Source organism: Bacillus sp. ISL-57 (assembly GCF_018613135.1).
Classification (GTDB): domain Bacteria; phylum Bacillota; class Bacilli; order Bacillales; family DSM-1321; genus Peribacillus; species Peribacillus frigoritolerans.
Genome location: NZ_JAGGQV010000028.1, coordinates 1 through 23,704, shown reverse-complemented (window position 1 = coordinate 23,704; position 23,704 = coordinate 1). Strand labels below are relative to the sequence as shown.

The 23,704-nt window shown below is 35.7% G+C and carries 28 protein-coding genes; 11 read left to right on the top strand and 17 right to left on the bottom strand.

Annotated features, from left to right (window positions below; translation table 11 throughout):
• The first annotated feature begins 1,473 nt into the window (after window positions 1–1,473).
• Complete coding sequence (locus J7I90_RS24725) at window positions 1,474–1,974, top strand: hypothetical protein (RefSeq protein WP_214774271.1); 501 nt, start codon at window positions 1,474–1,476, stop codon at window positions 1,972–1,974.
• 175 nt (window positions 1,975–2,149) lie between these two features.
• On the opposite strand, the gene J7I90_RS24720 is transcribed toward J7I90_RS24725, so the two are convergent.
• From J7I90_RS24720 to J7I90_RS24690, 7 genes are all read right to left on the bottom strand, one after another.
• The gene (locus J7I90_RS24720; protein ID WP_251025464.1) at window positions 2,150–2,341 is read right to left on the bottom strand and encodes a hypothetical protein; all 192 of its coding nucleotides are present in this window, start codon (window positions 2,339–2,341) and stop codon (window positions 2,150–2,152) included.
• A gap of 238 nt (window positions 2,342–2,579) precedes the next feature.
• Window positions 2,580–2,789, bottom strand: a complete 210-nt coding sequence (locus J7I90_RS24715) for a hypothetical protein (protein ID WP_214774269.1) — start codon at window positions 2,787–2,789, stop codon at window positions 2,580–2,582.
• 678 nt (window positions 2,790–3,467) lie between these two features.
• Window positions 3,468–3,875 (bottom strand): hypothetical protein, encoded by a 408-nt coding sequence (locus tag J7I90_RS24710; protein ID WP_214774267.1) that lies wholly within the window; start codon window positions 3,873–3,875, stop codon window positions 3,468–3,470.
• Between the two features lie 16 nt (window positions 3,876–3,891).
• Window positions 3,892–4,623, bottom strand: coding sequence for a hypothetical protein (locus J7I90_RS24705; RefSeq protein WP_214774265.1), 732 nt, complete (start codon window positions 4,621–4,623; stop codon window positions 3,892–3,894).
• Between the two features lie 389 nt (window positions 4,624–5,012).
• Window positions 5,013–5,210: a hypothetical protein gene (locus J7I90_RS24700; protein ID WP_214774263.1), complete on the bottom strand. Its 198-nt coding sequence runs from the start codon at window positions 5,208–5,210 to the stop codon at window positions 5,013–5,015.
• A 238-nt stretch (window positions 5,211–5,448) separates the two neighbouring features.
• Entirely contained in the window at window positions 5,449–6,054 is a 606-nt protein-coding gene (locus tag J7I90_RS24695; RefSeq protein WP_214774261.1) for a MerR family transcriptional regulator, read from the bottom strand.
• A 134-nt stretch (window positions 6,055–6,188) separates the two neighbouring features.
• On the bottom strand, window positions 6,189–6,758 hold the full coding sequence (locus J7I90_RS24690) for a tyrosine-type recombinase/integrase (RefSeq protein ID WP_214774281.1): 570 nt from the start codon (window positions 6,756–6,758) through the stop codon (window positions 6,189–6,191).
• Between the two features lie 324 nt (window positions 6,759–7,082).
• On the opposite strand from J7I90_RS24690, the gene J7I90_RS24685 reads away from it, so the two are divergent.
• Window positions 7,083–7,253, top strand: coding sequence for a hypothetical protein (locus tag J7I90_RS24685; RefSeq protein ID WP_214774259.1), 171 nt, complete (start codon window positions 7,083–7,085; stop codon window positions 7,251–7,253).
• Here the strand turns inward: J7I90_RS24685 and J7I90_RS24680 are convergent.
• On the bottom strand, window positions 7,245–7,442 hold the full coding sequence (locus J7I90_RS24680) for a hypothetical protein (protein ID WP_214774257.1): 198 nt from the start codon (window positions 7,440–7,442) through the stop codon (window positions 7,245–7,247). The genes J7I90_RS24685 and J7I90_RS24680 overlap by 9 nt on opposite strands.
• 125 nt (window positions 7,443–7,567) lie before the next feature.
• Here J7I90_RS24680 and J7I90_RS28300 point away from each other — a divergent pair, with 125 nt between their 5' ends.
• On the top strand, window positions 7,568–7,825 hold the full coding sequence (locus tag J7I90_RS28300) for a ribbon-helix-helix domain-containing protein (protein WP_483861566.1): 258 nt from the start codon (window positions 7,568–7,570) through the stop codon (window positions 7,823–7,825).
• 408 nt (window positions 7,826–8,233) lie between these two features.
• Here the strand turns inward: J7I90_RS28300 and J7I90_RS24675 are convergent, their stop codons facing one another.
• Window positions 8,234–8,449, bottom strand: a complete 216-nt coding sequence (locus J7I90_RS24675) for a hypothetical protein (protein WP_214774255.1) — start codon at window positions 8,447–8,449, stop codon at window positions 8,234–8,236.
• Window positions 8,450–10,019: 1,570 nt separating this feature from the next.
• Here J7I90_RS24675 and J7I90_RS24670 point away from each other — a divergent pair.
• The 3 genes from J7I90_RS24670 (at window position 10,020) to J7I90_RS24660 (ending at window position 12,166) form a co-directional block, all read left to right on the top strand.
• Window positions 10,020–10,340, top strand: coding sequence for a hypothetical protein (locus J7I90_RS24670; RefSeq protein WP_214774253.1), 321 nt, complete (start codon window positions 10,020–10,022; stop codon window positions 10,338–10,340).
• Window positions 10,341–10,835: 495 nt separating this feature from the next.
• Window positions 10,836–11,288, top strand: a complete 453-nt coding sequence (locus J7I90_RS24665; protein ID WP_214774279.1) for a CBO0543 family protein — start codon at window positions 10,836–10,838, stop codon at window positions 11,286–11,288.
• A gap of 671 nt (window positions 11,289–11,959) precedes the next feature.
• Window positions 11,960–12,166, top strand: coding sequence for a hypothetical protein (locus tag J7I90_RS24660; protein WP_214774251.1), 207 nt, complete (start codon window positions 11,960–11,962; stop codon window positions 12,164–12,166).
• A 262-nt stretch (window positions 12,167–12,428) separates the two neighbouring features.
• On the opposite strand, the gene J7I90_RS24655 is transcribed toward J7I90_RS24660, so the two are convergent.
• Both J7I90_RS24655 and J7I90_RS24650 read right to left on the bottom strand, forming a co-directional pair.
• Window positions 12,429–12,746 (bottom strand): type II toxin-antitoxin system RelE/ParE family toxin, encoded by a 318-nt coding sequence (locus tag J7I90_RS24655; protein WP_251025463.1) that lies wholly within the window; start codon window positions 12,744–12,746, stop codon window positions 12,429–12,431.
• Window positions 12,736–13,125 (bottom strand): AbrB/MazE/SpoVT family DNA-binding domain-containing protein, encoded by a 390-nt coding sequence (locus tag J7I90_RS24650; protein WP_251025462.1) that lies wholly within the window; start codon window positions 13,123–13,125, stop codon window positions 12,736–12,738. Before J7I90_RS24650 ends, J7I90_RS24655 begins: the two co-directional genes overlap by 11 nt.
• Before the next feature lie 573 nt (window positions 13,126–13,698).
• Here J7I90_RS24650 and J7I90_RS24645 point away from each other — a divergent pair.
• Window positions 13,699–14,325 carry a MerR family transcriptional regulator gene (locus tag J7I90_RS24645; protein ID WP_251025461.1) on the top strand — a complete coding sequence of 209 codons (627 nt, stop codon included), beginning with the start codon at window positions 13,699–13,701 and terminating at the stop codon, window positions 14,323–14,325.
• 385 nt (window positions 14,326–14,710) lie between these two features.
• On the opposite strand, the gene J7I90_RS24640 is transcribed toward J7I90_RS24645, so the two are convergent.
• Window positions 14,711–14,986, bottom strand: a complete 276-nt coding sequence (locus tag J7I90_RS24640; RefSeq protein ID WP_214774247.1) for a hypothetical protein — start codon at window positions 14,984–14,986, stop codon at window positions 14,711–14,713.
• A 471-nt stretch (window positions 14,987–15,457) separates the two neighbouring features.
• On the opposite strand from J7I90_RS24640, the gene J7I90_RS24635 reads away from it, so the two are divergent.
• A complete protein-coding gene (locus tag J7I90_RS24635) occupies window positions 15,458–16,276 on the top strand; it encodes a hypothetical protein (protein WP_214774246.1) in 819 nt (272 codons plus the stop codon).
• Window positions 16,277–16,583: 307 nt separating this feature from the next.
• Window positions 16,584–16,889 carry a hypothetical protein gene (locus J7I90_RS24630; RefSeq protein ID WP_214774245.1) on the top strand — a complete coding sequence of 102 codons (306 nt, stop codon included), beginning with the start codon at window positions 16,584–16,586 and terminating at the stop codon, window positions 16,887–16,889.
• Window positions 16,890–16,898: 9 nt separating this feature from the next.
• Here J7I90_RS24630 and J7I90_RS24625 read toward each other — a convergent pair whose 3' ends face one another.
• The 3 genes from J7I90_RS24625 to J7I90_RS24615 all read right to left on the bottom strand — a co-directional run bounded on the left by J7I90_RS24625 (window position 16,899) and on the right by J7I90_RS24615 (window position 18,490).
• Window positions 16,899–17,120, bottom strand: a complete 222-nt coding sequence (locus J7I90_RS24625; protein ID WP_214774244.1) for a hypothetical protein — start codon at window positions 17,118–17,120, stop codon at window positions 16,899–16,901.
• Window positions 17,121–17,513: 393 nt separating this feature from the next.
• The gene (locus tag J7I90_RS24620; protein ID WP_214774243.1) at window positions 17,514–18,143 is read right to left on the bottom strand and encodes a ParB N-terminal domain-containing protein; all 630 of its coding nucleotides are present in this window, start codon (window positions 18,141–18,143) and stop codon (window positions 17,514–17,516) included.
• Between the two features lie 47 nt (window positions 18,144–18,190).
• Window positions 18,191–18,490, bottom strand: coding sequence for a hypothetical protein (locus J7I90_RS24615; protein WP_251025460.1), 300 nt, complete (start codon window positions 18,488–18,490; stop codon window positions 18,191–18,193).
• 377 nt (window positions 18,491–18,867) lie between these two features.
• Between J7I90_RS24615 and mobQ the strand changes: the two genes are divergently transcribed.
• The gene (mobQ, locus tag J7I90_RS24610) at window positions 18,868–20,811 is read left to right on the top strand and encodes a MobQ family relaxase (RefSeq protein ID WP_214774242.1); all 1,944 of its coding nucleotides are present in this window, start codon (window positions 18,868–18,870) and stop codon (window positions 20,809–20,811) included.
• Window positions 20,812–21,064: 253 nt separating this feature from the next.
• On the opposite strand, the gene J7I90_RS24605 is transcribed toward mobQ, so the two are convergent.
• A complete protein-coding gene (locus tag J7I90_RS24605) occupies window positions 21,065–22,024 on the bottom strand; it encodes a hypothetical protein (protein WP_214774240.1) in 960 nt (319 codons plus the stop codon).
• Window positions 22,025–22,179: 155 nt separating this feature from the next.
• On the opposite strand from J7I90_RS24605, the gene J7I90_RS24600 reads away from it, so the two are divergent.
• Window positions 22,180–22,338 carry a hypothetical protein gene (locus J7I90_RS24600; RefSeq protein ID WP_214774238.1) on the top strand — a complete coding sequence of 53 codons (159 nt, stop codon included), beginning with the start codon at window positions 22,180–22,182 and terminating at the stop codon, window positions 22,336–22,338.
• Window positions 22,339–22,869: 531 nt separating this feature from the next.
• On the opposite strand, the gene J7I90_RS24595 is transcribed toward J7I90_RS24600, so the two are convergent.
• Entirely contained in the window at window positions 22,870–23,439 is a 570-nt protein-coding gene (locus J7I90_RS24595; protein WP_214774273.1) for a tyrosine-type recombinase/integrase, read from the bottom strand.
• Between the last annotated feature and the right edge of the window lie 265 nt (window positions 23,440–23,704).

Below are 23,704 nucleotides of genomic sequence, written 5' to 3'. Positions count from 1 at the left end.
AATCCAATGTCATAGCAATAGTTGAAGGCTAGAGCCAATGGCATTACTAATGATAAGTCTATAAAAATGTGAAGGCATACACTTAAATAACAGGTGCGTTAGCGCCATAAAAAGGCCGCCAATTGGCGGCCTTTTTAACGTATGATTCTTATCATTATCATACATTCAAAACACAATATAATCCTTTTCTTCTTCGATAAATATAGTAATAAGAACCTGACAAATAGTTATTTGTCAGGTTCTCCAGGATGTCGACTTTGTCGACAGCTGTTTTTTTATAAATTTTAGCAACAATATGTAGTGCCCTTATTTCGAAAATACAAATATGCTAATTAAAAGAATATACAACCCCCTTTTTCACCAAAAGCTTTTGGTGAAAAAGGGGGTTGTATACACTCTGAAAAGACTGTGGTTTACTAGTCTTTTATTTTTTAAATACCCAAAGAAAAATTAATATAAGGCCACTTTGTTTTGAATACTAACATTCAATTTATACCTCCTAGAACTTCACAACAAAATCATACTTTAAGAAAAAAATAGGGGGCTTGGTTTGCTCAGGATGTTGTAACCTTCATCACACCGAGTCGATTTGATTCTTAGCTGCATCCCTTATAGACTTGTGAACACAAGGAAGCCGAATAGAAGGATTAGCAATGTTTGACCAGATCCTCGAGACGATTAAGACTCTCGCTCCTGTTGGATCGCTTGTTGTTAGCATCCTTGCTTACAAGCAGAGTAAGAAGGAGAAGGGACAGGACGACGAGTAAAGTAAGGCAAAGGGAAACCCCACTTCTAAATGGATCGTTTCTTTGCCATTTCATCAAATGTTTTCACTACAAATGGGTCAACATTTCTTATTTTTATCTCCACGTTTTCGCTCTCCTTTCAAACAAAAACTAAATTCGGGTTCCCCACTATATAAAAGAGAAAGAGCATAAGGAAAAACTGATATCACCGAGGGTGATATCCTAGGCAAAGCCTAGTGTTTTATATGATATCATTGATTTCTTTCAAGTGGGATGACATGGGTCTCCTGATTGGTATAGGTGGGCTCACGTGGGATACATGAACTTTATCAGGTGGGCTGATGTGGGTCCCTCTTTAATTTCACTTTTTATTGGCCTTTTCGACGAAACTTAGCGATGTTTTCCCTTAAAGATTCGCCTGTATTTTGTCCAATTTGGTACGTTCGTTTTACTATTTTTACATATTGACCGTTCCGCACATTATCTGAAATTATGCAACATGACGAGTTTCTCGATCAGTTCTTTTTTCTTATAGTGGCATTGATACGATCTAAAGTCTTTATTAAAAATCACAATCCACGTTCTAGAGGCATTCAGAACAGTTGGAAATTGAAAGGGAATTATACAAGTAGAAAGGAAAGCAAATAGCTAGCATTGAATAATATAGTGTATTACCTAATTTATCATATAAAACAACTTTTAAAATGAAAGTTATGGAGGGATTAAAGTGCTAGTAAGAGATATGGTACAAGCTATTGAAAATAGGGAATTGAAGGTACAAGATCTTGCTAACAAATATAATGTTTCTGACAGAACAATCCAGATTAAGATAAAAGAACTTGGTTTAGTTTGGGTGGCAACCGAAAGCAAATACACCTTTATGGGAAAAGATAAAAGTATCTATGATCTTCCTATAGATGAGGTATTCAAGAAGATTCCACACAAAAAGAAAAGTGAACCCAATAGTAAAAAGGCTAGTAAGGAAGTAGCAAGCACATTGCAAGAAACTATCCAAGTGGCCCCCGAAACCACTAGTGCTAATGCTAGCAAAAAGAGCAGCGACAACATTGATAGATTGCTATCAGGGAAGAAAGCAAAAAAGGTATATCGGGGCTTTTACTTCGATACTGATGTGATTTCAGTTATTGATTCCGTTGAGAGTGGAGTTAAGTCGGAATTAATCAATGAGTGTTTGCGAAGCGTATTTAAGTCGAAGAACTTACTATAAGGTGTTGTTTTAAGGCCCTAGCAAGCCGTATAACAAGTGTTAGCATTTTACTCAATGTTAAAGTCCACTAAACTATTAAACGGCCTGTATGACCGAAATACTTGAGCATTTTGGTTTTCCTTAATGAACTAACGCACCCGTTAGTTGAAACATTCAATATCCTTTAAGATATACTTTACCGAATGTGGTTTGCATAAGGGTCGTATATTCCAGTTAGCAATAGAACACTTGCTGATAAAATTAAAATCCCAGTTATTAACATTCCATAACCAACAATCTTGTTCTTCTTTTTACGTGAAAACACACCAAAAATAACGAAAATTATCGCAATAGGCATTAATATAAGTCCTAAACCAATATTCACCATTTTTTCAACTCCTTTTAAATATATATCCATAATAAGATTGAAATTTTTATTGCATTATTATGGGGTGGGTACCCGGCCTCACCCATAAAATTAAATTACCATCCTAACATTGAGTATTGAAGACAATCACCTAAAAAAACATACCATAATATACCAAATTCTTAATGAACTAACCTGCCCCGTTAGTGCCATAAGAAAAAGCTGCCTTAAAGACAGCTAAAGCACCTATCGGGTCAGGTTAGTTGATTTTTGTTTGGCAAAGATCTTTTTCTCCTTTTTTTGAAGTCAATATCCATAAAAAAATTGCCATTAAAACAAATCCTATTACTAACGGTGTAAAGGTTACAACGGTTAAAATCTGAGGAGTCTGTTCGAACCATAATTTAGTGGCTCCTTCTTGTTCGTAAACAAAGTCAGGATTTTCTATGTTGAAAACGATTCTATTCATAAATAAAAATAGTCCGAATGTGTACAAGGAAACCAAACTTAATATCAAATAAATTGTTACGTTTACTTTTTCCATATTTAAAGTTCCTTTCTTTGATTTTACCAATTTAATAATAATTATGGCAGTACATGCTCATTTTTCTCTCCATGAAACCCGCCCGTCATTTATGCAATAAAAACGGGAAATACGTAAAATGATGTTCCGACAAAAGGCGGTATATCAACGATGTATCAAAACCTGTATCATTGGATAATTCGATGCCATGTTAAAACCATTGATATCACTGACTTTGTGAAACTATTAACTGCCGAGAAGGGCCATTATGTAAACTGAATTTGCATATACAATACACCCATATACACAAAACAGAGTGAACCCCCATACAGCGAATAAAATGGGATCCCCTAGCAGACAATATACATACATCCAAGATTTATCATGCTGTATCTCCAAAAGCCGAAATGAAAATTAGGTTCGGCTTTTAAATATGGATATTTCTATAAATACGACAGATTCTGCAGCCCACATGCGACTTTTTGGATACCATCCTTGCTACGATTCCACCTCCGAGGTGATTAGTAAAGAACCGTAGCAGTATACGTATAACCTATAACTATTCGCATATTCCCGACATTATGCGCAGCAGTATTTACCACCTTGAAAAAGTTGGTACAGGGGTTATTTTTCGTTTACCTCCCGTTTATTTCTAACATAATATTCCTTAGCACGTTCAAGTACACGTTCTTTATTTTCTTGATAATATCTTTTACTAGATTCAATGATTTTACCTTTGTTTTTCTCATAATATCTCTTATCGGACTCTTTCTTAGCTTCAGTACCTTTTCTATTTTTCTCATAGTATCTTTTATCATATTCAGGCTTTTTTTCTCTGTATTTTTTATTATATTCCACAAGACATGGTCTACATTTGCTAACCGTACCGCCTAAACCAGCATTAGACTTAGAATAGTGTTCCAACTCCATCATTTCCTCACAACCACTACAACGCTTTGCGATAATTTCACCATTAGCCTCGATATATTCAGTACCCCTTCTATTTTTCTTTAAGACTTGATTTTCATTCACTCCGACAATCTCTCCCTCACTGTTCTCGCCAATCCCAGAATGGTACATCCTTGATTGGATTTAAAAATTTACGTGCTTCATCCTCACGTTTCTTTCTTAATGCCTTTTGACGATTGTTTTCCATATGTAAGGCTTGACGTTCCATGGACCTGAATACTCTATCAACGTAACTGGATATGTATGTAATGGTGGAACCTTCTTTGATAGCATCTTGTACTCTATTGAAAACGGCCTTCATTATCTTATTATCGTTTATATTATTACTTTCTTGTTTTGTATTACTAGATTCTAAAAGAACAATAGATTCTTTTTCATTATCGGGCTGTTCATCCTTACTCTCACAAGGCTTATCGGCGTTCTCACAATGCGTCAAAATTCTCTTTTTCAATACATCAATTGTGTTGAAGATAAACACATTATGACCCTTTCCACCCTTACGTTTAACCGTGTTCTTTACGGTCAATATACCGAAATCCTTCGCCTTCCTTAGCATACGTTCAAAGGTGGAACGACTGATACCGAATCCATTTAATTTTTCATTGATTGTTTTCAATAACGTTCCGATCTTAGCATTAGCAACACCATAATACTTCGCAGAGTAACGTACTAGGCGTTTAAATGCCACCAGTTCGCCTTTAGTAAAGTCTTTCTTGTGGTCTGCTAGGAACATTTCAATCGTGGTATTGAAGGATTTCAAACTATCAAATTGGCTATATTCTTTAAAGGTCTCAATTCTTCCAGATAACATGATATTTCCTCCTTAGAGGACAATAAAAAAGACACTGATCCCTATAAAGTTAAGGGAAACAGCGTCTTTTAAATGTGGTCTAATGAAAGAAACAACATTTTTTCCTTGAAACTAACAGCAAAATACACTAAAATGAATGTACAATATTGTAAGTTACAAAGAACTTCGACAGGTGTTTTCCCTAGTGTAGGTAGGGGGAACGGTTTAAGGGTATGGGGATACCACTTAGACACGTTGGAGTTCTTTTTTTCGTCCATATTTTATTATGGTTAATTATCCAACAATTGCTACCAAAAAACAAGTAAATTTGATAGTTTATGGGTCAGGGATTGAAACAGAGAAGCTGGATGCTCTTTTCCAGCTTTTAGCTGCCAGCCCGGAGATTTTCTTTAACTTTTGTGATTCTCTTTTTCTAAGGTGGATTTTATCTTGTTTAACCGTGTAGTAATCTCCATAACACTTTGGTCTATTCTGTAGTTTACTTTATCGAAATTTCCTTTTAATTCTTCATCTAACCTGTCAAGTTGCCTAACCATATCTTCAAGACGCCTTTTTATAGTCTCTGTTAATTCTTCCGCATCTACCATTTATAACACCCCTTCTATTTGCCCCATAACCGCCCCATACAGAGTCTTTGTATTTTTAACCCTGCAATATCCTTCTTTCGGGTATTAATAACTGGGCGTAAGACTCTGAGAGGATAAGGAGTTGATAGACTCACTTCACCGAGACCCTCTTGGTATCTCAAAAGGCATCTAACGTAAAAATATAGAAAAAGGAAAAGCCTATAGTCTTTGTCATATTTAATGTTTTAGGCTTCATTGTTCACTTTCCTAAAAGTCGAGCGAAGAAGCCTTTTTCTTTTTCCTTTTCGGCTGATGCTGCGGCTTCTTTTCCTGTTTCGGCAATTTGTTCTAGCTTCTCATTCATTTGCTTCATTTCTTTGTGAAGTTCCTCGTTTTCTTTTTGAAACGCCTTAAGTTGTTCCAACAGCTTATTATCCCTATTCTTTGTAGAGTCTTCTAAATATGTACTATGTTGGTCCAATCTTTCGACCAGGGATATAATAAGCTTGTTTTGGATTTCTACAGTGTTTTTTAGCTCCGTTATATCTTTGCTATGCTGTTCATGTAACGCTATATCAGTTGTGACGGGGACCGTTTCACTAGTTTGTTTGTACATAGAAACGAGCTGTTCTGCTGCCGTTTCAATCGTCATGTCGCTAGTTTTTGTGGCAGCAATTAGTTTTTTAAACGTCATAACGTCTTTTTCTGTATATTGTCTATGTCCTCTATTGTTCTTTGAAAAGCGATACCCCGCATTTTCTAAAATGCCACAATACTTTCTTAAAGTGGAATCTTTTACTTTGAGTGTGTCACTCACTTCTCCAGGAGAATAAAGTATTTCTATTTCGTTTTGTGACGGATCCATAGCGTTAAGCTCCTTTGTATTATTTATAGTTAATTCGCTATGTCAGTGATACGTATTCTTAATGAATTATAACATTCGCAGACTTTCTTGAAATTCCTTAATGAAAAAAAGACCGAAAAATGGTCTTAAATGGATTAGTGAAAAACACTAAAATTTTTCAATACATTGTTTGTTTCTTCTTCGGTAATGCCGATATAACGCAAGGTAACCGAAGGATGAGAATGATGGAGGATTCGTTGCAGCATCGCAATATCCTTGGTCGCTTTGTAAAACCAATAACCAAACGTTTTTCTTAAAGTATGGTTGCCGACATGTTCCACCCCAGCAAACTCTGCGGCCTTATTTAGCTGCCTGTAGGCCTGGGTAGGGGTAATGGGGCGTTCTCCTTTCCTGGACGGGAATAAATAGGGACTCGAGACGCTTTGGGCGTACTCAAAGACCTCTTCGAAGCAATTTGCGATATACATGTCGCGGATCTTTTGCGTTTTGCCTTCCTTAACCCGGAGAATCTTGTGTTGTTTGCCTTTAAGGTCCAGAATCTGCTTCGTGGTGAGCTTGAGTAGGTCCCCGACACGTAGGCCGGTCTCGCAGCCTACGACAAACAGGATGTAATCACGCTCCGAACAATGGCGCTTCAGCGCCCATTTCATATCTTCTAATTGCTGTTGATCACGGATCGGCTGCACATCTTTTGGTTGCGTCATCTTCATCGACCTTTCTTCCTCAAACCCCTTATGTACCAATGATTTGAATGTACGATTTTTTCTATTTTCTCAGTATAAAGAGAAAAAAAGAAAAAAGTCAATGAAATCAAGGATATGAAAGTACGATAATTACACTTATCGTACATTCGAATCGACATGAAAAAGTACCCTAACGGAGCAGGTTAGTTCAAAAATCATAGTTTCTTCAGTAACTACTAACTTTTTAAAAAATGGTATACTTCACTAACTAAGCCTTACTGCTCAAAAGTTATTAAATGTAATAATCCGGGTAAAAATTAATATTCCAACTGAAAGGAGAGTTATATGTTACATCCAGAAGAGGTTTACCTTGTTTTAAGGGATAAAAAACTGCTGCTAGAGTTAAAGGAAACAATAAATAACTCTCATATTTTCTACTTATCAATGATTAATGATCAGCTTTTATTAATTGAAAATGCTCTAAATGAATGTAACATTGATCCTTCACTATATTAAAAAGGGAAATCCGAAGAATAGTTGTTTTTTTGTGTCTTTATATCCTCGTGATGCTGCCTCTTCTAAGTAGTATTTAGATAAATGGACAGCAGACTTCACCGTTCTTACCTTACTTTGTACTAGAGAATTTTCCCTAGAAGTAATGTCCAGAATCTTTGTCGTATTCATTGTCTTTAAGTCTTTAGCCATCCTTTTCACTCCTTATTCATTCAATTTCTGTATCAGTTACCTTATTAACATAAACAGAATATGTATTTGTTTATGTTAATTAATTTAACTTATAATAGAATAAAACTTTTAAGGAGGAACGCCATATTAATTCTGAAATAAGAAAGCCCCTAAACACTTCCCTCAATGCTTATTTAAGTAATAGACTCAATCATTTAGCTGAGAAAAGAAATATACCCATTGAAAGGCTTATGGACAAAGCTGTAGATCTGTTACTTGAATATATGGAGAGCAATGAGACTGTTATTCAACAGGTCAGAGCTCGCAATTCGGATTTGATTGAAAGAAATAATGAAATAATTCAAAAGGGCAGAGATTTTATAAATAAAAAAAATAACTCATAAGTATAAAAAGCACTTACCATTAAGGGTAGAGGTGCTTTTGTCCAACAAACTTCCTGTTGGGACTAGGATTTTTTAGCCAAAGAAAGAGGCGATATTTTAATCGTTGAATCCAATGTCATAGCAATAGTTGAAGGCTAGAGCCAATGGCATTACTAATGATAAGTCTATAAAAATGTGAAGGCATACACTTAAATAACAGGTGCGTTAGCGCCATAAAAAGGCCGCCAATTGGCGGCCTTTTTAACGTATGATTCTTTCAATAATCATACATTCAAATTCAAGTGAAAAAATTCCTTTATTCAGCTAAGGGGGCAGAATAGCCCTATAAAAATATAATTATACTTAGATTGAATAAAAAAATCCCAACCAATAAAGGTCGGAGATATATTTGGGGTGGTCTTAAGTACCTTAATCAAGTACTAGATCAAAGCACTTTCCATTTAACAAACTACCAATTACCCGAAAAGTCATCATCGCAGCGTTTTTTCTTACAACAATCAAAGTGATGGTCATCATCGCAGCGTTTTTTCTTACAACAATCAAAGTGATGGTCATCATCGCAGCGTTTTTTCTTACAACAATCAAAGTGATGGTCATCATTGCAGCATTTTTTCTTACAACCATCATCGTGTTTCCAATGATCCCATTTCTTATGAAGATATGTGGTATCTACAAAAGGTTTATAAGGTTTTATTTTAATCCCTCTTTCTTTTTTCACTTTCGAGTTATTTTATTCATTAATAGAAAAACTGTTTGTACAATATAGTACAAACAGTGAAAATAGGAATGTTCATAGCTATTGTTATTAGTGCTAGGTGGTAACGTCAAGAAAGGTAATTGGCACCTTAACTTTTTACGGGGTCATGATATATCTATTGATTGGACGGGAAAATAAGAAAAAGACCCTTTTATAAGGTTCTTTTATGAGAACTTTTTCTTTACGGGCTATAGGACACGATAGAAGGTCCCTATATAAGACGTAAAAAAATACCCAAAGTTTAAAACCTCCTAATTTTACATGGTCAGGACTTTTTATATTGCTCATTCTAGTCTTTTACTTTGTTTTCATCTTTCCGATTTTGATGCAGATGTACTAAATTTAAATAGCTGAAACCGCCTTAAAGGCAACTAAGTATATAAGAACAAGGGGCAACCTCTCTCGAAGGCGAGAAATCCGGATGCGTTAGCGCCAAGAAGGCCGCCAAATGGCGGCCTTCTAGTTTTTTGAGTAATAGAGGGAGTAAGTTCTTTGTAGTTAGCCTTAACGCAAAATACCCCTGCATCGGCTTCTTTATGGCTGATACAGGGGAGGGCTTCCATGAATACTATCTCACCGAAATGGAGTTTTTATCCAATCCTAATTTTTCCAGGACAAACACAAATGACCCTTGTACCAACTTTTTAGGGTTGATACAAGGGCGCCTCGGAAGCTGTACAAAGCCCACCTGAATGTGTTTCTCACATTGTAACTTACCAGGACAATAAAACTACCCCTGCACCAGGCAGCTGATAACAGGGATAGACAGCATTTAGGTGTATCATTATTATCCCACCGAACGGGAGTTATTATTCAAACTGTTCAATAACTGCCAGGCAAAACGAAAAGCCCTGCAAACCAACCTTGGGAAAATTAAGGCCGGTCACAGAGGCAATCTCAACTAAACATCAATGTAGGTGAAGTTTATCTCATATGTATATTCCTGAACTAAAGCATTTGCATCCAATAAACAAAAAAATAAACCCCCAGCCAACCGGATATTATTCAAACCGTTCACACACGAAAACCCCGCAAGAGTACTGGGGAACTTTAGTACCATTGAGGGGTTCGCAGGAAATAGTTAAACAAATAGGAATATATCCTATGCCCATAGTGAAGATTCTGTTACTCAATATACAAAAAATAGCCCCTGCTACAAAATTAACTGTAAACAGGGGCGTGTTGGTACTATATATAATTTTAATTAGGTTATCTTGCTTACGCTTGTCTTCACTACGTTCGACAACAATCTTTGCCTTTAAGGCTCCTGTTTTTAAAACGTAAAAAAAGATAAAAATAGGGGTTACTAATTCGTGGCCGAATTGCTATTAAACTACTCACTTAAATAAAGGGGCTAGCTAAAAAAGGACAAGCACCCTCTCATCAGTGGACATGCATACTCTACAGAGTAGTCTTTGATGAAAGGAGGGGAACCAGATGAGTGGTTATCATAACAAGGATGATAATAAAAAAATGCAAAAAAAGGCAGCTGAGCTTTTGATTTTTCTCCAAGAACAGCAACAGCAACAACAGCAGGCTCAAGCACAAGCTCAAGCTCAGACAGTGACTGATACTGACACAGTCAATAACAAGGTTAAAAATAATGCTAATCAAACAGTTAATGTCAATGTCGATCTTGATATTTTGTTTGTCATTATCATCCTCATTTTTAGTGACGGATTAGGTGATGGCAAAAAATCTTTTAGTGAAGATACTATTGCCAAGGCTATGGCGATGGTTAAAACACTGAAAAACTAATGAGGTTAAAAATCTAAAATAGCTGGAAGGAGGGGAGTTTGTTCCTCCTTCCAGTTTTTCATTTTAATCAATTATTTATAAAATTACCTTTAACTAATCAACCTATCATGTATTGTTGATAGGAGGTCTTTTAGACTGATTTAGGTTTTTAGGAATATTTAAAAAGCGATAGCTTTTTCGGCGAATCCGATGAAAACTAACGTAATCAATGGACTCATTTTTTCAGGTGAGGTTGCTACAGAAATGGGATGATGGTCTGTCACATTTGTTGGTAGATGAAGCCCCTGAAGAAGGTGGACCAATAACTCTTCAGTTTATAATTATAAATTAATAAATGTAAAAGACCCGCCAATTGGCGGGCTTTTGAAAGTATGATTCTTACACTTATCATACATTCGAAATAGTTTTAAAAAGTAAGTACCCCTTTTACTATAGGGGCAGTTTAGTAATAGAAGGTTGTGTCAAAGATGATATTAAAAGGGAAAGTGAATGAAAATGTTTTTTAATACAATTTTGATATTTGTAATTCCTTGGATTATTGGCATATTCCACCTTTATAAAAAAGATAAACTGTTAATACCTTTAATTGGTTCATTTTTTAGCGTTATTGCTTTTACAATAAACGAATTAGGTTTTTATTTTGGTTTCTGGGAAGTTGCACCATTTCCTAATCAAAAAACTTTATCAGCATCACCTTTTAATTTGGGGATTTATCCTATTTTGGCAAGTTACATGATATTTTTTATAAAGAAAAACAAGAATCTATATTTGGTTGTTTTTTTTATAACTTTATTTACCACTTTTCTTGAAATGATATTTGTTTTTTGGGGGAAAGTAATTTATGGAAATGGATGGAATACCTATTTTACTTTTATTTCTTATTTGTTCCCATATACTTTAACGTATTGGTATTATATATATTTAAAAAAATTAAATGTCTTAACCTAATCTAAAACCTTATTCAACAAACGGGTGCGTTAGCGCCATAAGAAGGCTGCCAATTGGCGGCCTTTTGAACGTATAATCCTTCACATTAGCGTACATTCAAATTATTTATTGCGAAAAATGCCCACCGGCCGTTAAAAATAACATAGCCAAGCTTCCATATGCCCGTCTATTCACCTGACCTTTCATCGCCTTGTATCAAGCCTCATTGGTACGGGGGTTTTACTTTGGTCGATGAATAGCAGATTCTTTAGTTCAGGAATATACATATTGCATGATGTCCAGTTGCCTCTGTTCCCCGCCTCTTTCCCAAGGTTGGTGTGCAGAGTTTTTTTATGTCCTGATAATCATTGACGAATTGAATAAAAACTCCCGTTCGGTGAGATAGTATCCCCCCTAGGTCCTTTAAAAGATTTTTTTCAGTTCAGAATCGTTTAGGCTTATCGCATAAAAAGGTCGCCTAATTGGCGGCCTTATGAATGTGTAATCCTTTACATTATCAGAAAGTAGAAGTGGACTCTTAGGTCAAAACTAAAAAGCATTAACAAATCCAGTAAGAAAAGCTGCCTAGGAAAAGTAGCTACTCTTTTTTAAGCCATCGACATATTTAGATAAGATTTTTGTTTAGCATGTAATATACTATTTTTTATTCAAGTGTGGGGGTATAAGGCTAAATGAGTAAATTGGTAATTGAAAAAAAGAATAATGAGACTGTAGCTTATGTAGTAGATCGATTTATACTGGCAAAACTAGAATATAATCAAATACTAGACCTTTCACATACATTGAAGTCTGCATTTGATGTAAGTTCAGAAGATGAAGCAGAAACGCTGGTTAAGAATTATTTACTATCAATTGGATATGTTTCAACGGTAGACTAATATCTACCGTTTTTTATTTCCAAAATTATTGAATGTGGGTTCATTTTTTTTCTGCTTTTTCATTTCCCTAAAGCGTTAGTCACATACAAAGGATCCAAATTTAGGCCCTTTTTTCTTTTGTTAACTCTCAACATTAATTTTTAAATGAGCCTAAAGTAAAGAACATGTATATATACTCTAAGGGTGTTGAAACAGCCTCAGGCATGTTTTTTAGCTTACTATTATTCTGTAAATCTAAAAAACTTCCAGTCTAGAGGAAGTTTTACTTGTTAATTTTTGAACTTTTTATGTATCGTTTTAATTCTTGGTAAAACTGTTCTCTAGTGCCAGCTAGAATCACTAGTACTTGATTACCCTTTTCATCTTCTTGGATACTATAAGCAACCTCATAATTAGTCCCGTTATGGAAAATATCATAACCATAGATTCCAGCTAGATCACCTTTTTTTTGTTCACCCACAGCGTATGGGTCTAGCTGGATTTCCTTAAATGCTTCTTTAAATTTGTTTTTCAGTGGCTTATCTTTAAGTTTTTTAATAAATTTTTCAGTTGCTGGTGATGGTATCAGACTAAAAATCATCTTCATCTTCTCCGAAGAGATTGTCTATGGTAGTTGGTTTACCATTAGCTATTGTTTCAGCAATTAAAGAATCCACTGCCATTCCAATTTTCCCTTTGCGATTTTTAAATTCCGCGATTAAATCACTACCAACATAACCCTCGGCAACAAGATCAGCTAGTATCTCTTCAGAAAAATCCTCAAAACCTTCGTGTATAGGTTTTATAACTAATTGATTACCATATAATTCTAAGTTTACTTCGTCTCCAATGTTTAGTTTTTCATAGAATTCTTTAGGAATACTAATTTGTCTTTTACTCGAAACAGAAATTCTCTTTACTTTTCTTGGACGTCTATTCGGCATGGTCATTCTCTCCAGTTCTTTTTGTGCCATTACCATAAGTTATGTCCCTCCTTTAGAGTTGTATACCATATTTTAAAAATTCTTTATTTCTTGGTTTCTTTATTTCTTGGTTATAATATTAACACAACTCGGTTCATTTTGTATCCAAATATAATCAGTTAATGTTCCTAATCCACTTTAATTATGGCGTTTTTGCAATGTACCACCAAGCATTTGAACAAATGTCATTTGCTCTGGCAAGATTAGAAATCACTAATGATGTGATTGGTTCTTATATAACTTAATGCAGCGATACTCTGCCCTTTTAATTTCTGCATACTTCAAACAAAGATTAAAACCTTGATAAATCGATAAACTAAAAACCATATATTCATTGTTATTATTGAAATTTTGTACACAAAACGAACGTTTAATAAACAAACGTTTTTATTTATGAAACTTGGATTTTTAATTTATACTTAGATTCATGGCAGGATTTAACCAGGCTCATGAGTAATTAATATATACATAGCTCTTAGAAATAGATAAAATCCTTTGTAAATTTACTTATCAAACCTATTTATCCATCTTACCCATGTTTAGATCCATATTAGAAAGGTGGTAGGAAACTTGAATAAAAGTGAAAATCCAGGTGACGAAAAGCAAGCTGAAAACTTGGATAAAGGTTTTACCGTAAAAGAGGTAGCAAGCTTCATAGATGAAACTCCAAATGTCATTAGAAACTGGTTTAAGGAGCTGCGCCAATATATCCCGCACGAAAAGAGCGACAAAGGTAACGGCTATAACATTTATAAGCGTGAAGGAATAGAACGCTTCAAAGAGATACAAGCTCTTCACCGCGAACAAAACTGGAGTATGAAGCAAATAGAACATTACTTTGCTACTGGTGGAGAATCATTCAAGCCGGAACCTGAAAAGAAAGCCGGGGAATTGATTGCGGAAGAATTAAAAGCCATACGTGAAGAAATGGCGGCACTTAGGGAAGAAAATAAACAAATGAAAGAACAGCTTGATAATCAGGAAACTTTTAATAAAGAGTTTGTTATCCCAGGTATCCAACAAATAAAAGGTGAAGTATCTAGCATTAGAGGAAGTATAGAACGCGATAAAGAACTGGATGAATCCAATAGGGCAGCAAAGGAAGCTAAACAATTAATAGCAGCTGCCAACGAAAACCCGGATACTAACCCGGATAAACAAAAAAAGGGCTTCTTTGCTCGACTTTTCGGAAAGTGAATAAAGAAACAACTGCAATCCCCACAGAGGTACTAATATAAGCTTCGGGAGTGGAAAATACAGATGGAAAAGTAAGAGGTAATTCAGCTGAATTACCTTTTTATTAATGCTAGAACTTCCGGTAAGGTGCTTTATGTTAACTAATTATGCTTTAGAAAATTTGAAATAAATTGTTAATATAGAGTGTTTTCCATGTGAGAAAGTTATTGTTTTTGGGAGGATTTAAGTTTGAATATGTATGAATCAGTAAAAGAGTTTTATTTAACTATTTATTAATGTTTTTAGATTTAAAAATTCGGAAATTCCTCTTGCGTTGCTTCTCCAAGTTCTTTTAAAAACAATTCATCTTGGGTTCACTTTATTTTCTGGGTCTCTTATTTTCTTTTTAAAAATCTCCATTTAAAAAACTTATAGCAGGAACCACATAAAACCAAACAATGAAGGCAAGAAAAATTAGTGAAAAAACAATTCTAAACCTTCCTTTTGTTCCAAATAAAGAAAGTAGTAATCCAGCAATTGGGGCGAGGGAATAAGCATAATATAAGGATGCTGTAATACCTGTACTTTTTACATTTACGAATTCAGTCATGATTAAAATAACAACAACTATTGCTAACATGACAATTGATAGGATTCTTGCTGCTTTTGTATCTCTAGTCATTAAAAATCTCCTCCTGAGTAAGATTTAACCATTTTAACCTTTTTAAACCAGATAAAATACTATCGTGAAAAGTTTGAATTCACGACCCAAGAAGAATTTGATTGTCCAGGACTCCTAGAAAGGGTCGAGGGTGGATCTATTAAAGACCATAAACTATCAAATTTACTTGTTTTTTGGTAGCAATTGTTGGATAATTAACCATAACAAAAAACGGACGAAAAAAAAGAACTCCAACGTGTCTAAGTGGTGGTGGAACACCCTTAAACCGTTCCCCCTAATCGCAGTAGGGAAAACACTTGTCGAAGTCCTTTGTTACTAATAAAGTTATATCACTTATTTTAGTGTATATTACTTTCAGTTTCAAGGAAAAAATATTGTTTCTTTGCTATAGACACAATAAAAAAGACACTGTTTCCCTTAATCTTTATCGGGAGCAGTGTCTTTTTTATTGTCCTCTAAGGAGGAAATACCATGTTAGTAGCAGGCAGAATTGAAAATTTTAAAGACTACAGCAAGTTTAGCAGCATAAAGGAATTTAACAACACGATTGAAATGTTCCTAGCTGAACATAAAAAAGATTTCACTAAAGGAGAACTCGTCGCGTTCAAACGCCTGGTCCGATTCTCCGCAAAATATGCAGGTGTTGCCAACGCCAAGATTGGAACGCTAGTAAAAGCCATCAATGAAAAATTGAATGGGTTTGGGGTTAGCCGATCTACTTTTGAACGGATGCTAAGAAAAGCGAAGGACTTAGGCATCTTATCCATCGAAAACACGGCAAAATCAAAAGGTGGCAAAGGACATAATGTCTATATTTTCAACACAATTGATGTATTAAAAAAGCGAAAATTGACGTATTGCGAGAATCAAGAGAAACCTTGCGGCAGTAAGGCTGAATCCTCCAATTTTGAAAAGGAAACTAGTAATCTTTTAGAAACTAGCAATATTAAAAAATTAAATACACGTAAAGATGTTCCTTTAGATTCAACTTTTACGGCTTCTTATGTGCCTAAAGAATTTGTCCAGGCTGTTAAGCCTTTCTTTGATCATGCAGCCATGATTGAAGATTTTTGGAAAAGTGTTTTCCTTGATACGAAAGCCATTTCACACATAGTCGAACAAGAAACCATTACATATACTGCTATAAACGCCTTTAAACAATCCATTAGAGGCTATAAACAAGGAAAAGTAAAAACCAATCTGGTTCGTTATTTCACAGGAACCTTTAAAAAACTCATGGATCAGGCTTATTCTGCTATGCCTTTAGAGCAGTTTGCACCTCTTCAGTAAAAAGAGCCCAAACAGGACTCTAGCCATTTCTATGTTAAAAAATGATATACATTAACCAATTCCAAACTGGGTGAATATCCTAAAGTAAATGAAGGAGGGATATCTTTAGTGGACTACAATAACAACAACAATCCAATGAATCCTAATCAAGTTCAGGGGGCTTACCAGCCTAACGATATAAAAAACCTATGTAGGAAATATATGAATTACCATGTTATAGGACAATTAAGCGACGGGTCAAAGATTGATGGGATTATTGATGATATGGATGAAGAAAGTGTGACTATGCTAGTTCCTGAAGAATTTGATGGAGACCAAGAAAACAGGCAACAATATGGCTATGGATATGACTACGATGATTACGGACGTCCTCGCAGAAGAAGATATCGCCGATATCGTCGACAAAGATTCCCATATGTTGTTTTTGTATTCCCATATGTTAGACCCTATCCATATTATTACCCGTATGGATACGGAGGATATTAATGAAAGTCACTTTACTAAATTAAAGGCAGCATGTAGCTGCCTTTATCAAAGCAAGAAAGGACTAGATAGTATACTGCATGATAAAAAGGAGGAATCTTTAATATCAAATAAAGTCCCCTTCTTTTAACACTCATTTTTAGTATTCATCGTACCATTTCTTATCACAACAACATTTATCATTGTGTTTATCATTGTGCTTATCATTGTGCTTTTTATAGCATTTATAGTAATATTCTTCACGATAATTATCGTACTTCTTATAACACTTAAAGTAAAAACCGTCTTTTTTATCTTTTTTATTATAGTTATCATAATTATCATAATATCTATAATCATTGTAATCATTGTAATTTCCCATACAAACATCTCCCTTTTCTATTCGCTAAAATAGTATATTCATCACAAATAGAAATGAAACGAGGTTTGTCCCCCTTTATTATAAAATCCGCGATTATCCTATTATGGATGAAAGGGGTTCCTGCATGTCTGGACCCCATTAATAAAAAAAGCCCTAAAAGGACCCTAATGATTTCTATGCAAGTACATAGAGAGAGAACTAATTCCATTAGGCTGCATAGCAAGCCTAATGGAAAAAGAAGAAAACAGGTCTTTTATAAGCTTTACTCGTTCTAAATTATCTCTATTTAGCTTTCTACTGCGTTTTTCAATGGATGGGTAACTAAAATATTAAGGGATCAGGATAAAAACTCTTATGGGCCTATTAGAATCCTTAAAACACTTATGCGTTTTTTTAGCTTTTGACTGAAGCTGTTTCTTTTTCGTAGACAACAGGGACGATATCTAATTCAAGCTGTTGAGCCACGATGTACCGTCTATAACCATCTGTCAGCATATTTGTCTCCCGGTTAATGGTAAGGGGTTCATCTAAATGGCCGTTCTGTTTCACAAAATTGACCACTTGCTGCGTTTTTTCAGGATTCGGATGCGAGTTTAAAAACGCTTCTGGCACCACGATTTCTTTCCGTTCCAGAAAATCCTCGGTTCCTTTTGGAGCTTTGGGTTTTTCTTTTGGCTTTTCTGCTGCTTGGCTCTTTACAGGCTTGGATGTTTCCTGTTTTTCAGGCAGAATCGACACTTGAAAACAGATCAATCCGATTTCCCCTGGACAATCCTCCACGGATACATCCAACGTTGGTTCGCCTTGCACCATGATTTTTTGTTGGTTGATATTCTTGGCCGTAAGGCCGGCTTTTTGGAGCTGTTTCTGATTGAGAAAGACCGTATATGTAATCGTCGAACCTCCTGGAAGCCCTTTTGGGGAAGAGGGGGAACCACTTTCCTCCATGTCAAACGTGTAAAAAGAGCCTTTCTGACATAAGGGGCCTACAGGTTTTCCAGTTACCGTCATTTTATGTGGCATGCTCATTGTCCTCCTTTAGCGTTTTAAATAAACAGGGGGAAACCCCGTTATTTTTTCTGAAGCTCTCTTTCTTTTTCGTTTTTCAACTCTTCTATGGAAAGTTTCAATAGATCCTCTTTTCGATTAGTGACCACTTTTTTTAATCCCCATGCGATTTTTTCAGCTTCCTCCTTGCTTGTAATCTCAAAGTGATGTTCAAAAATGGCCCCGATCTCAATCAATCGTTTCGTCCGTTCTTTTCGTTCTTTTTGTTTGATTCGACTCTCCACTTGCTGTTTTTGCGCCTTCATTTTCTCCATTTTTTCTTCTAACTCTTGTAATCTCTCACTATCCGTTTTACGAGCCATAAAACCAAACCCTCTCTTCATTCCCATAATTTTCTTTAAGTATAGCTAAATAGGTGATAGAATACTAGACAAAAGGCAAGAATCGCCACAATGAGTGTGGCATTGATTCCCTGAGATCGAAGAGCAAAGGGCGCACTTATACAAACTTCGTTTGTGTGCGGTTGCTACGCAACGGAAAAGCATATTCGCTAGGAAGCGAATACAAAAATAAAAAACCTTCATTCGACTATAGGCCGAATGAAAAAGACGTATCCGTCTAGGGGACGGATACAAAAAGTTATCGCCATATCGGCGAAAACGAAATAAAGCAGCAACCATCTTCGATGCTTTCTGTTTTATTTCGTCCCTATCAAACCCATTAAAGGAGGTGCTCAATCATGGCCATTTACCATTTCTCTGCACAAGTAATTTCCAGAAGCAAAGGTCAATCGGCTGTGGCTTCGGCAGCCTATCGTTCCGGTGAACGATTAAAGGACGAACGAACAGATGAAACCAAATTCTATAAAAGAGAAGTCCAACCGGAAAGCATGATTTTGGCGCCTTCCAATTCTCCAGAATGGGTACAAGATCGGGAACAACTTTGGAATGAAGTCGAGAAATCCGAAACAAGAAAAAACTCACAAGTCGCAAGAGAAATTAATATCGCTTTGCCTAGAGAATTATCCCATCAAGAACAAACCGAATTAATTCGTGGCTACGTGCAAAAAGAATTCGTGGATCAAGGCATGATTGCCGATGTAGCGATTCACCGAGACGACAAAGAAAATCCTCATGCCCATGTGATGTTGACCACTCGCGAAATTACAGAAGATGGATTCAGCAAAAAAAATCGGGACTGGAACCAAAAAGAGCTGCTTCAACAATGGCGTGAGCAATGGGCCGTTCATGCCAATCAAGTTTTAGAGCACAAAGGCTTGGAAGACCGCATTACCCATGAATCCCATGAAAAACGAAATCTGATTATTTTTCCAACGGTCCATCTTGGCCATGTGGCTCATGAAATGGAAAAGCGTGGGGTTCAAACGGACCGGGGCGCCATCAATCGTGATCGCCAAGAATACAATCGTCTGGTCGTGGATCTTCAAAAATACCGGGAAGAAAAGAAAGCCCTGGAACAAGAAAAAGCACGGAAGCAAGAACAACGGAAACAATCCGAACGCTTCAACACGCCTGCAGAACGTGTTCACTTACAAGAAGCTTCTAAGCTTTTGAACGTGGATCGTGAATCTACCTTGAAAGAAATCTTTGTAAAACGTAAGGAGCTCGATCAGTGGGAGAATCAAGTACATAACGAGGACCAACAGATTCGATGGAAAGATGAAACCATCCGAGGCGTTTCTGAAACCTACCGTTGGATTCATATTTTTGAAAATCAACGCCAGCAAGCCCAGCAACATTTGGAAACAATCAATTGGATCAATCCCTTTAAACTAAAGGAAAATCGCATGACAAAGGAACAAGCCGAACTAGAGATGTCCAAGGCGGAAGAACAAATAACAGTACGGGATAAAACGCTAGATAGCTACCGTGAAAAGCTTGGCTTCCATACCGAAAAAGAATTTCACCAGATGCAACGTCAACATCAAGCCGAGTATCCTGGGCTCCTGGAGAAAAATCGACAGACACGTGGACAAATCAATCGTGAAAGAGACGTCTTAAAAAAGGCTGAGACAGCCCACCAGAACGCTTTTGTCCGTCAGGTGGCCTCTTTGTATCCTGAACATCCTGAAATGCTCCATATAAACCTTGAAACGGCTAAAAAGCTTATGGACATTAATCAAGGAAACGGAAATCAAGTGATCCCACTGGAGACCATCCAGAAAACGCTCAATAGCCGTAAAGAGGAAATTCAAAGGCTTCAGGGTGAAGTGGATCGTGTGAATCAGCATCGGTCACGCCTGCAGCGTGCTGAAGGCTATCTAAACCATTATGAAAAACAGCATGCCGTTGTTGAAAAAATCGAGAACAATCCTTTCTTGAAAGGAAAATTGCTTGTTTCAAAATCAGCTAAACAAGAATATGAACAGGTTATTTCTACACGGGAAAACTCCCAAGATTCGATGAAGAAAGAAGGCGTTTCTGGAAGAAAGGACCTTGAAAAACAGTTCCATACTTTAGGAAAAATGGAAGCGAGAGTTCCTGCATTTAAAGATCAGATTCAATCACAAGAAAAGGGCCTCGGCCTATTAGAGGGCATTATGAAGGGCGTTGAACAGGCAGGAAGGGACATGCAGAGAGAACAAAAACAGCAGCGACAAAGTCCATTACCTGTTAGGAGAAATGAGAAAAACCGTAAGCGTGGTTGGGAAATGGAGAGATAAAATATTTACTGTACTATTCGTTGTAGTATAGCGCCCTTGTTTGAGGTGGATTGATCGCTGGGTAAATAAAAGGAGAGTCTAATTTAGACTCTCCTTTTGGTAATTTTGTTAATTATTTTTCTTAGTTCTTTCAGTGAATTTTTCTATAAGAAAAAAATAATTAACTTTGTTATAACAGAAACAACCAAGACGTCAATAAAATAAATGTTTTATCGCTTATTCTATTAAACTTATTTACCCATATATCCCATTGTTACTTCTTCTTCTTTTTCTTTATAAATTTATTACACGCATAAAGCCCTGCAACACCAGTTATTTCTGCTGCTAATGATTTAAGAGCAGATCCACCTACTCTCAGTTTTTCCTCCCAAGTTGTCGCTTGTGTAATAAGCTTTGCTGTTTCTTTGAAACCACCTAATGCATTTATATATTTTTTAACTTTAATAAGTTTTGCAGCTACTAAAAGATTAGAACCTACAAACCATGTTAAAGCTGCTGAACATGCCCCAATTGCAACCCAATCAGGGTCTGCTAATACAGGAAACGCTGTATTTTTATTAAATTCAACTACTTGTATTAAAGAATTATCTATAATTTCATAATGAGTTGGTACATCATTACCATTAGCATCTTTAGCCCAAGCTTCTCCAAATATACTTTGAATGATATTATTTTCATCAACTACAAAAACCTCTTCAATATCATCTTCCAGTGCTAATTCTTCTCCAAAATAGTCGGAAGAGAATACTAATTTATGACCTTCTGGTAAATCTAGTTTAAAATCATATTTTTTAGGTGCATTTTCATTATTAATACTAACAACACTTCTTACTCCAACGTCAGTAGGTTGAATTACTAAGTCTACATTTTCATTACCATTATATTGATAGCTGCCATCCTTTGTTACTACTGGATTACCAATCTTCATTTCATTTGGTATACCAATTTTAATATCTGGTTCATTATCAAGATCACTACTTACAATAATTTCATTGAGAAATTGATCTGGTAGTTTAATAGTATTAATATCATTATTAATAGAACCATCATCATCTGCTTTTACTAATTCTTCTGTTCCAGTAATTTCTTCAACTGCCTTTGCTGCATCAATTTCATCAGGTGTTGTTGCTTGTACATTTGAATGAATAAAGACTATAGATGTAAATAATACCAAACTCAGGAATACCATAAAGATTTTATTGAAAATTTTCATTAACTAAATACCTCTTCTCATATATTTGTTATTATTGTATAATAATGTATATTCAGTGTAAATATTTCCCTTCAGAAAAGGTGATGAATATGAATCAAATTTTTAATTACACGACCATATTAACAATCTTTATTTTTATTTTATTTAGTGCAAATATGATTAAACAAACAACGTTTGTATTTCTATTTATTCCTTTGAGTCTTTGTATGTTAGCTGTGGGAGTAATTCAATTTAAAAGAACTATAAAAAAAAGAAATAATATTGATGAAGAAGCAAATACATTCAAGGCTTTGTTAGAAAAAAGAATCAAATAAAGAGAGCCACTTTTTTAGTGGCTCTCTTTATTTGATTCTACTGGTTGGCTATTAGTGTTTTTCAAGGTCTTGGCTATACTTACGTGGGTTGACTCAGGCTTTTTTAGGTTCTTACTGCTTTTACATAGTCTTCAATTATAAAAGCCATAAAATAACATGATGAAAAGCTTAAAATACATAGCAATATTAATTGGATTAATTTTTTTGATTTATTGAAGGAATGTCGGGAAATAAGTTCCTCTATTTCAGAAAAATCTAGAAACAAAACTCATGACAATGAGTATAGTAATTAGCGCAGGCTCTCATTCCACTATGAAATGAGGTATGCCCAATCGGTGTTTTTAATCAAATTATTATAGGTATTATCGTGGGGATTATTGTAGATCTTTTCAATCACTGGATAAGTAAGAAATAGTGCTCGTTGGGTCTGTCGGTTAATTCAGTTGTTTGAATTAATCGGAGCTCAAAACAAGTAAAATTATAAAAAAATCTCAATTTTAGTACCTTTAATACATAAACCACACTCGAACGTTAGTGAAAGACACTAAATGTTTTCAATACGTTATTCGTTTCTTCTTCGGTAATGCCGATATAGCGTAAGGTGACAGAAGGATGGGAATGATGCAGGATTCGTTGTAACATGGCAATATCCTTCGTAGCCTTGTAAAACCAATAACCAAACGTTTTTCTTAAAGTATGGTTGCCGACATGTTCCACCCCAGCGAACTCTGCAGCCTTATTTAACTGTCGGTAGGCCTGAGTAGGGGTAATGGGGCGTTCTCCCTTTCTAGACGGGAATAAATAGGGGCTCTGGACGTTTTTGGCATAGTCGTAGACCTCCTGGAAACAGTTCGCGATATACATATCGCGGATTTTTTGTGTTTTTCCTTCTTTAACCCGGAGAATCTTGTTTTGTTTGCCTTTAAGGTCCAGGATTTGTTTCGTGGTTAGCTTGAGCAGATCTCCGACGCGCAGGCCGGTCTCGCAGCCTACGACAAATAGGATGTAATCACGCTCCGAACAATGGCGCTTCAGCGCCCATTTCATATCTTCTAACTGCTGCTGATCCCGGATCGGCTGCACATCTTTTGGTTGCGTCATCTTCATCGACCTTTCTTCTATCCTCAAAAATCTGGATTCAAAACCCTTATGTACCAATGATTTGAATGTACGATTTTTTTCTCTTATTACAGTATAAAGAGAAAAGACGAAAAAAGTCAATGAAATCAGGGTTTTGAAAGTACGATAATTCACATTATCGTACATTCAAATTGACATGAAAAAGTACCCTAACGGAGCAGGTTAGTTCAAAAATCATAGTTTCTTCAGTAACTACTAACTTTTAAAAAAATGGTATACTTCACTA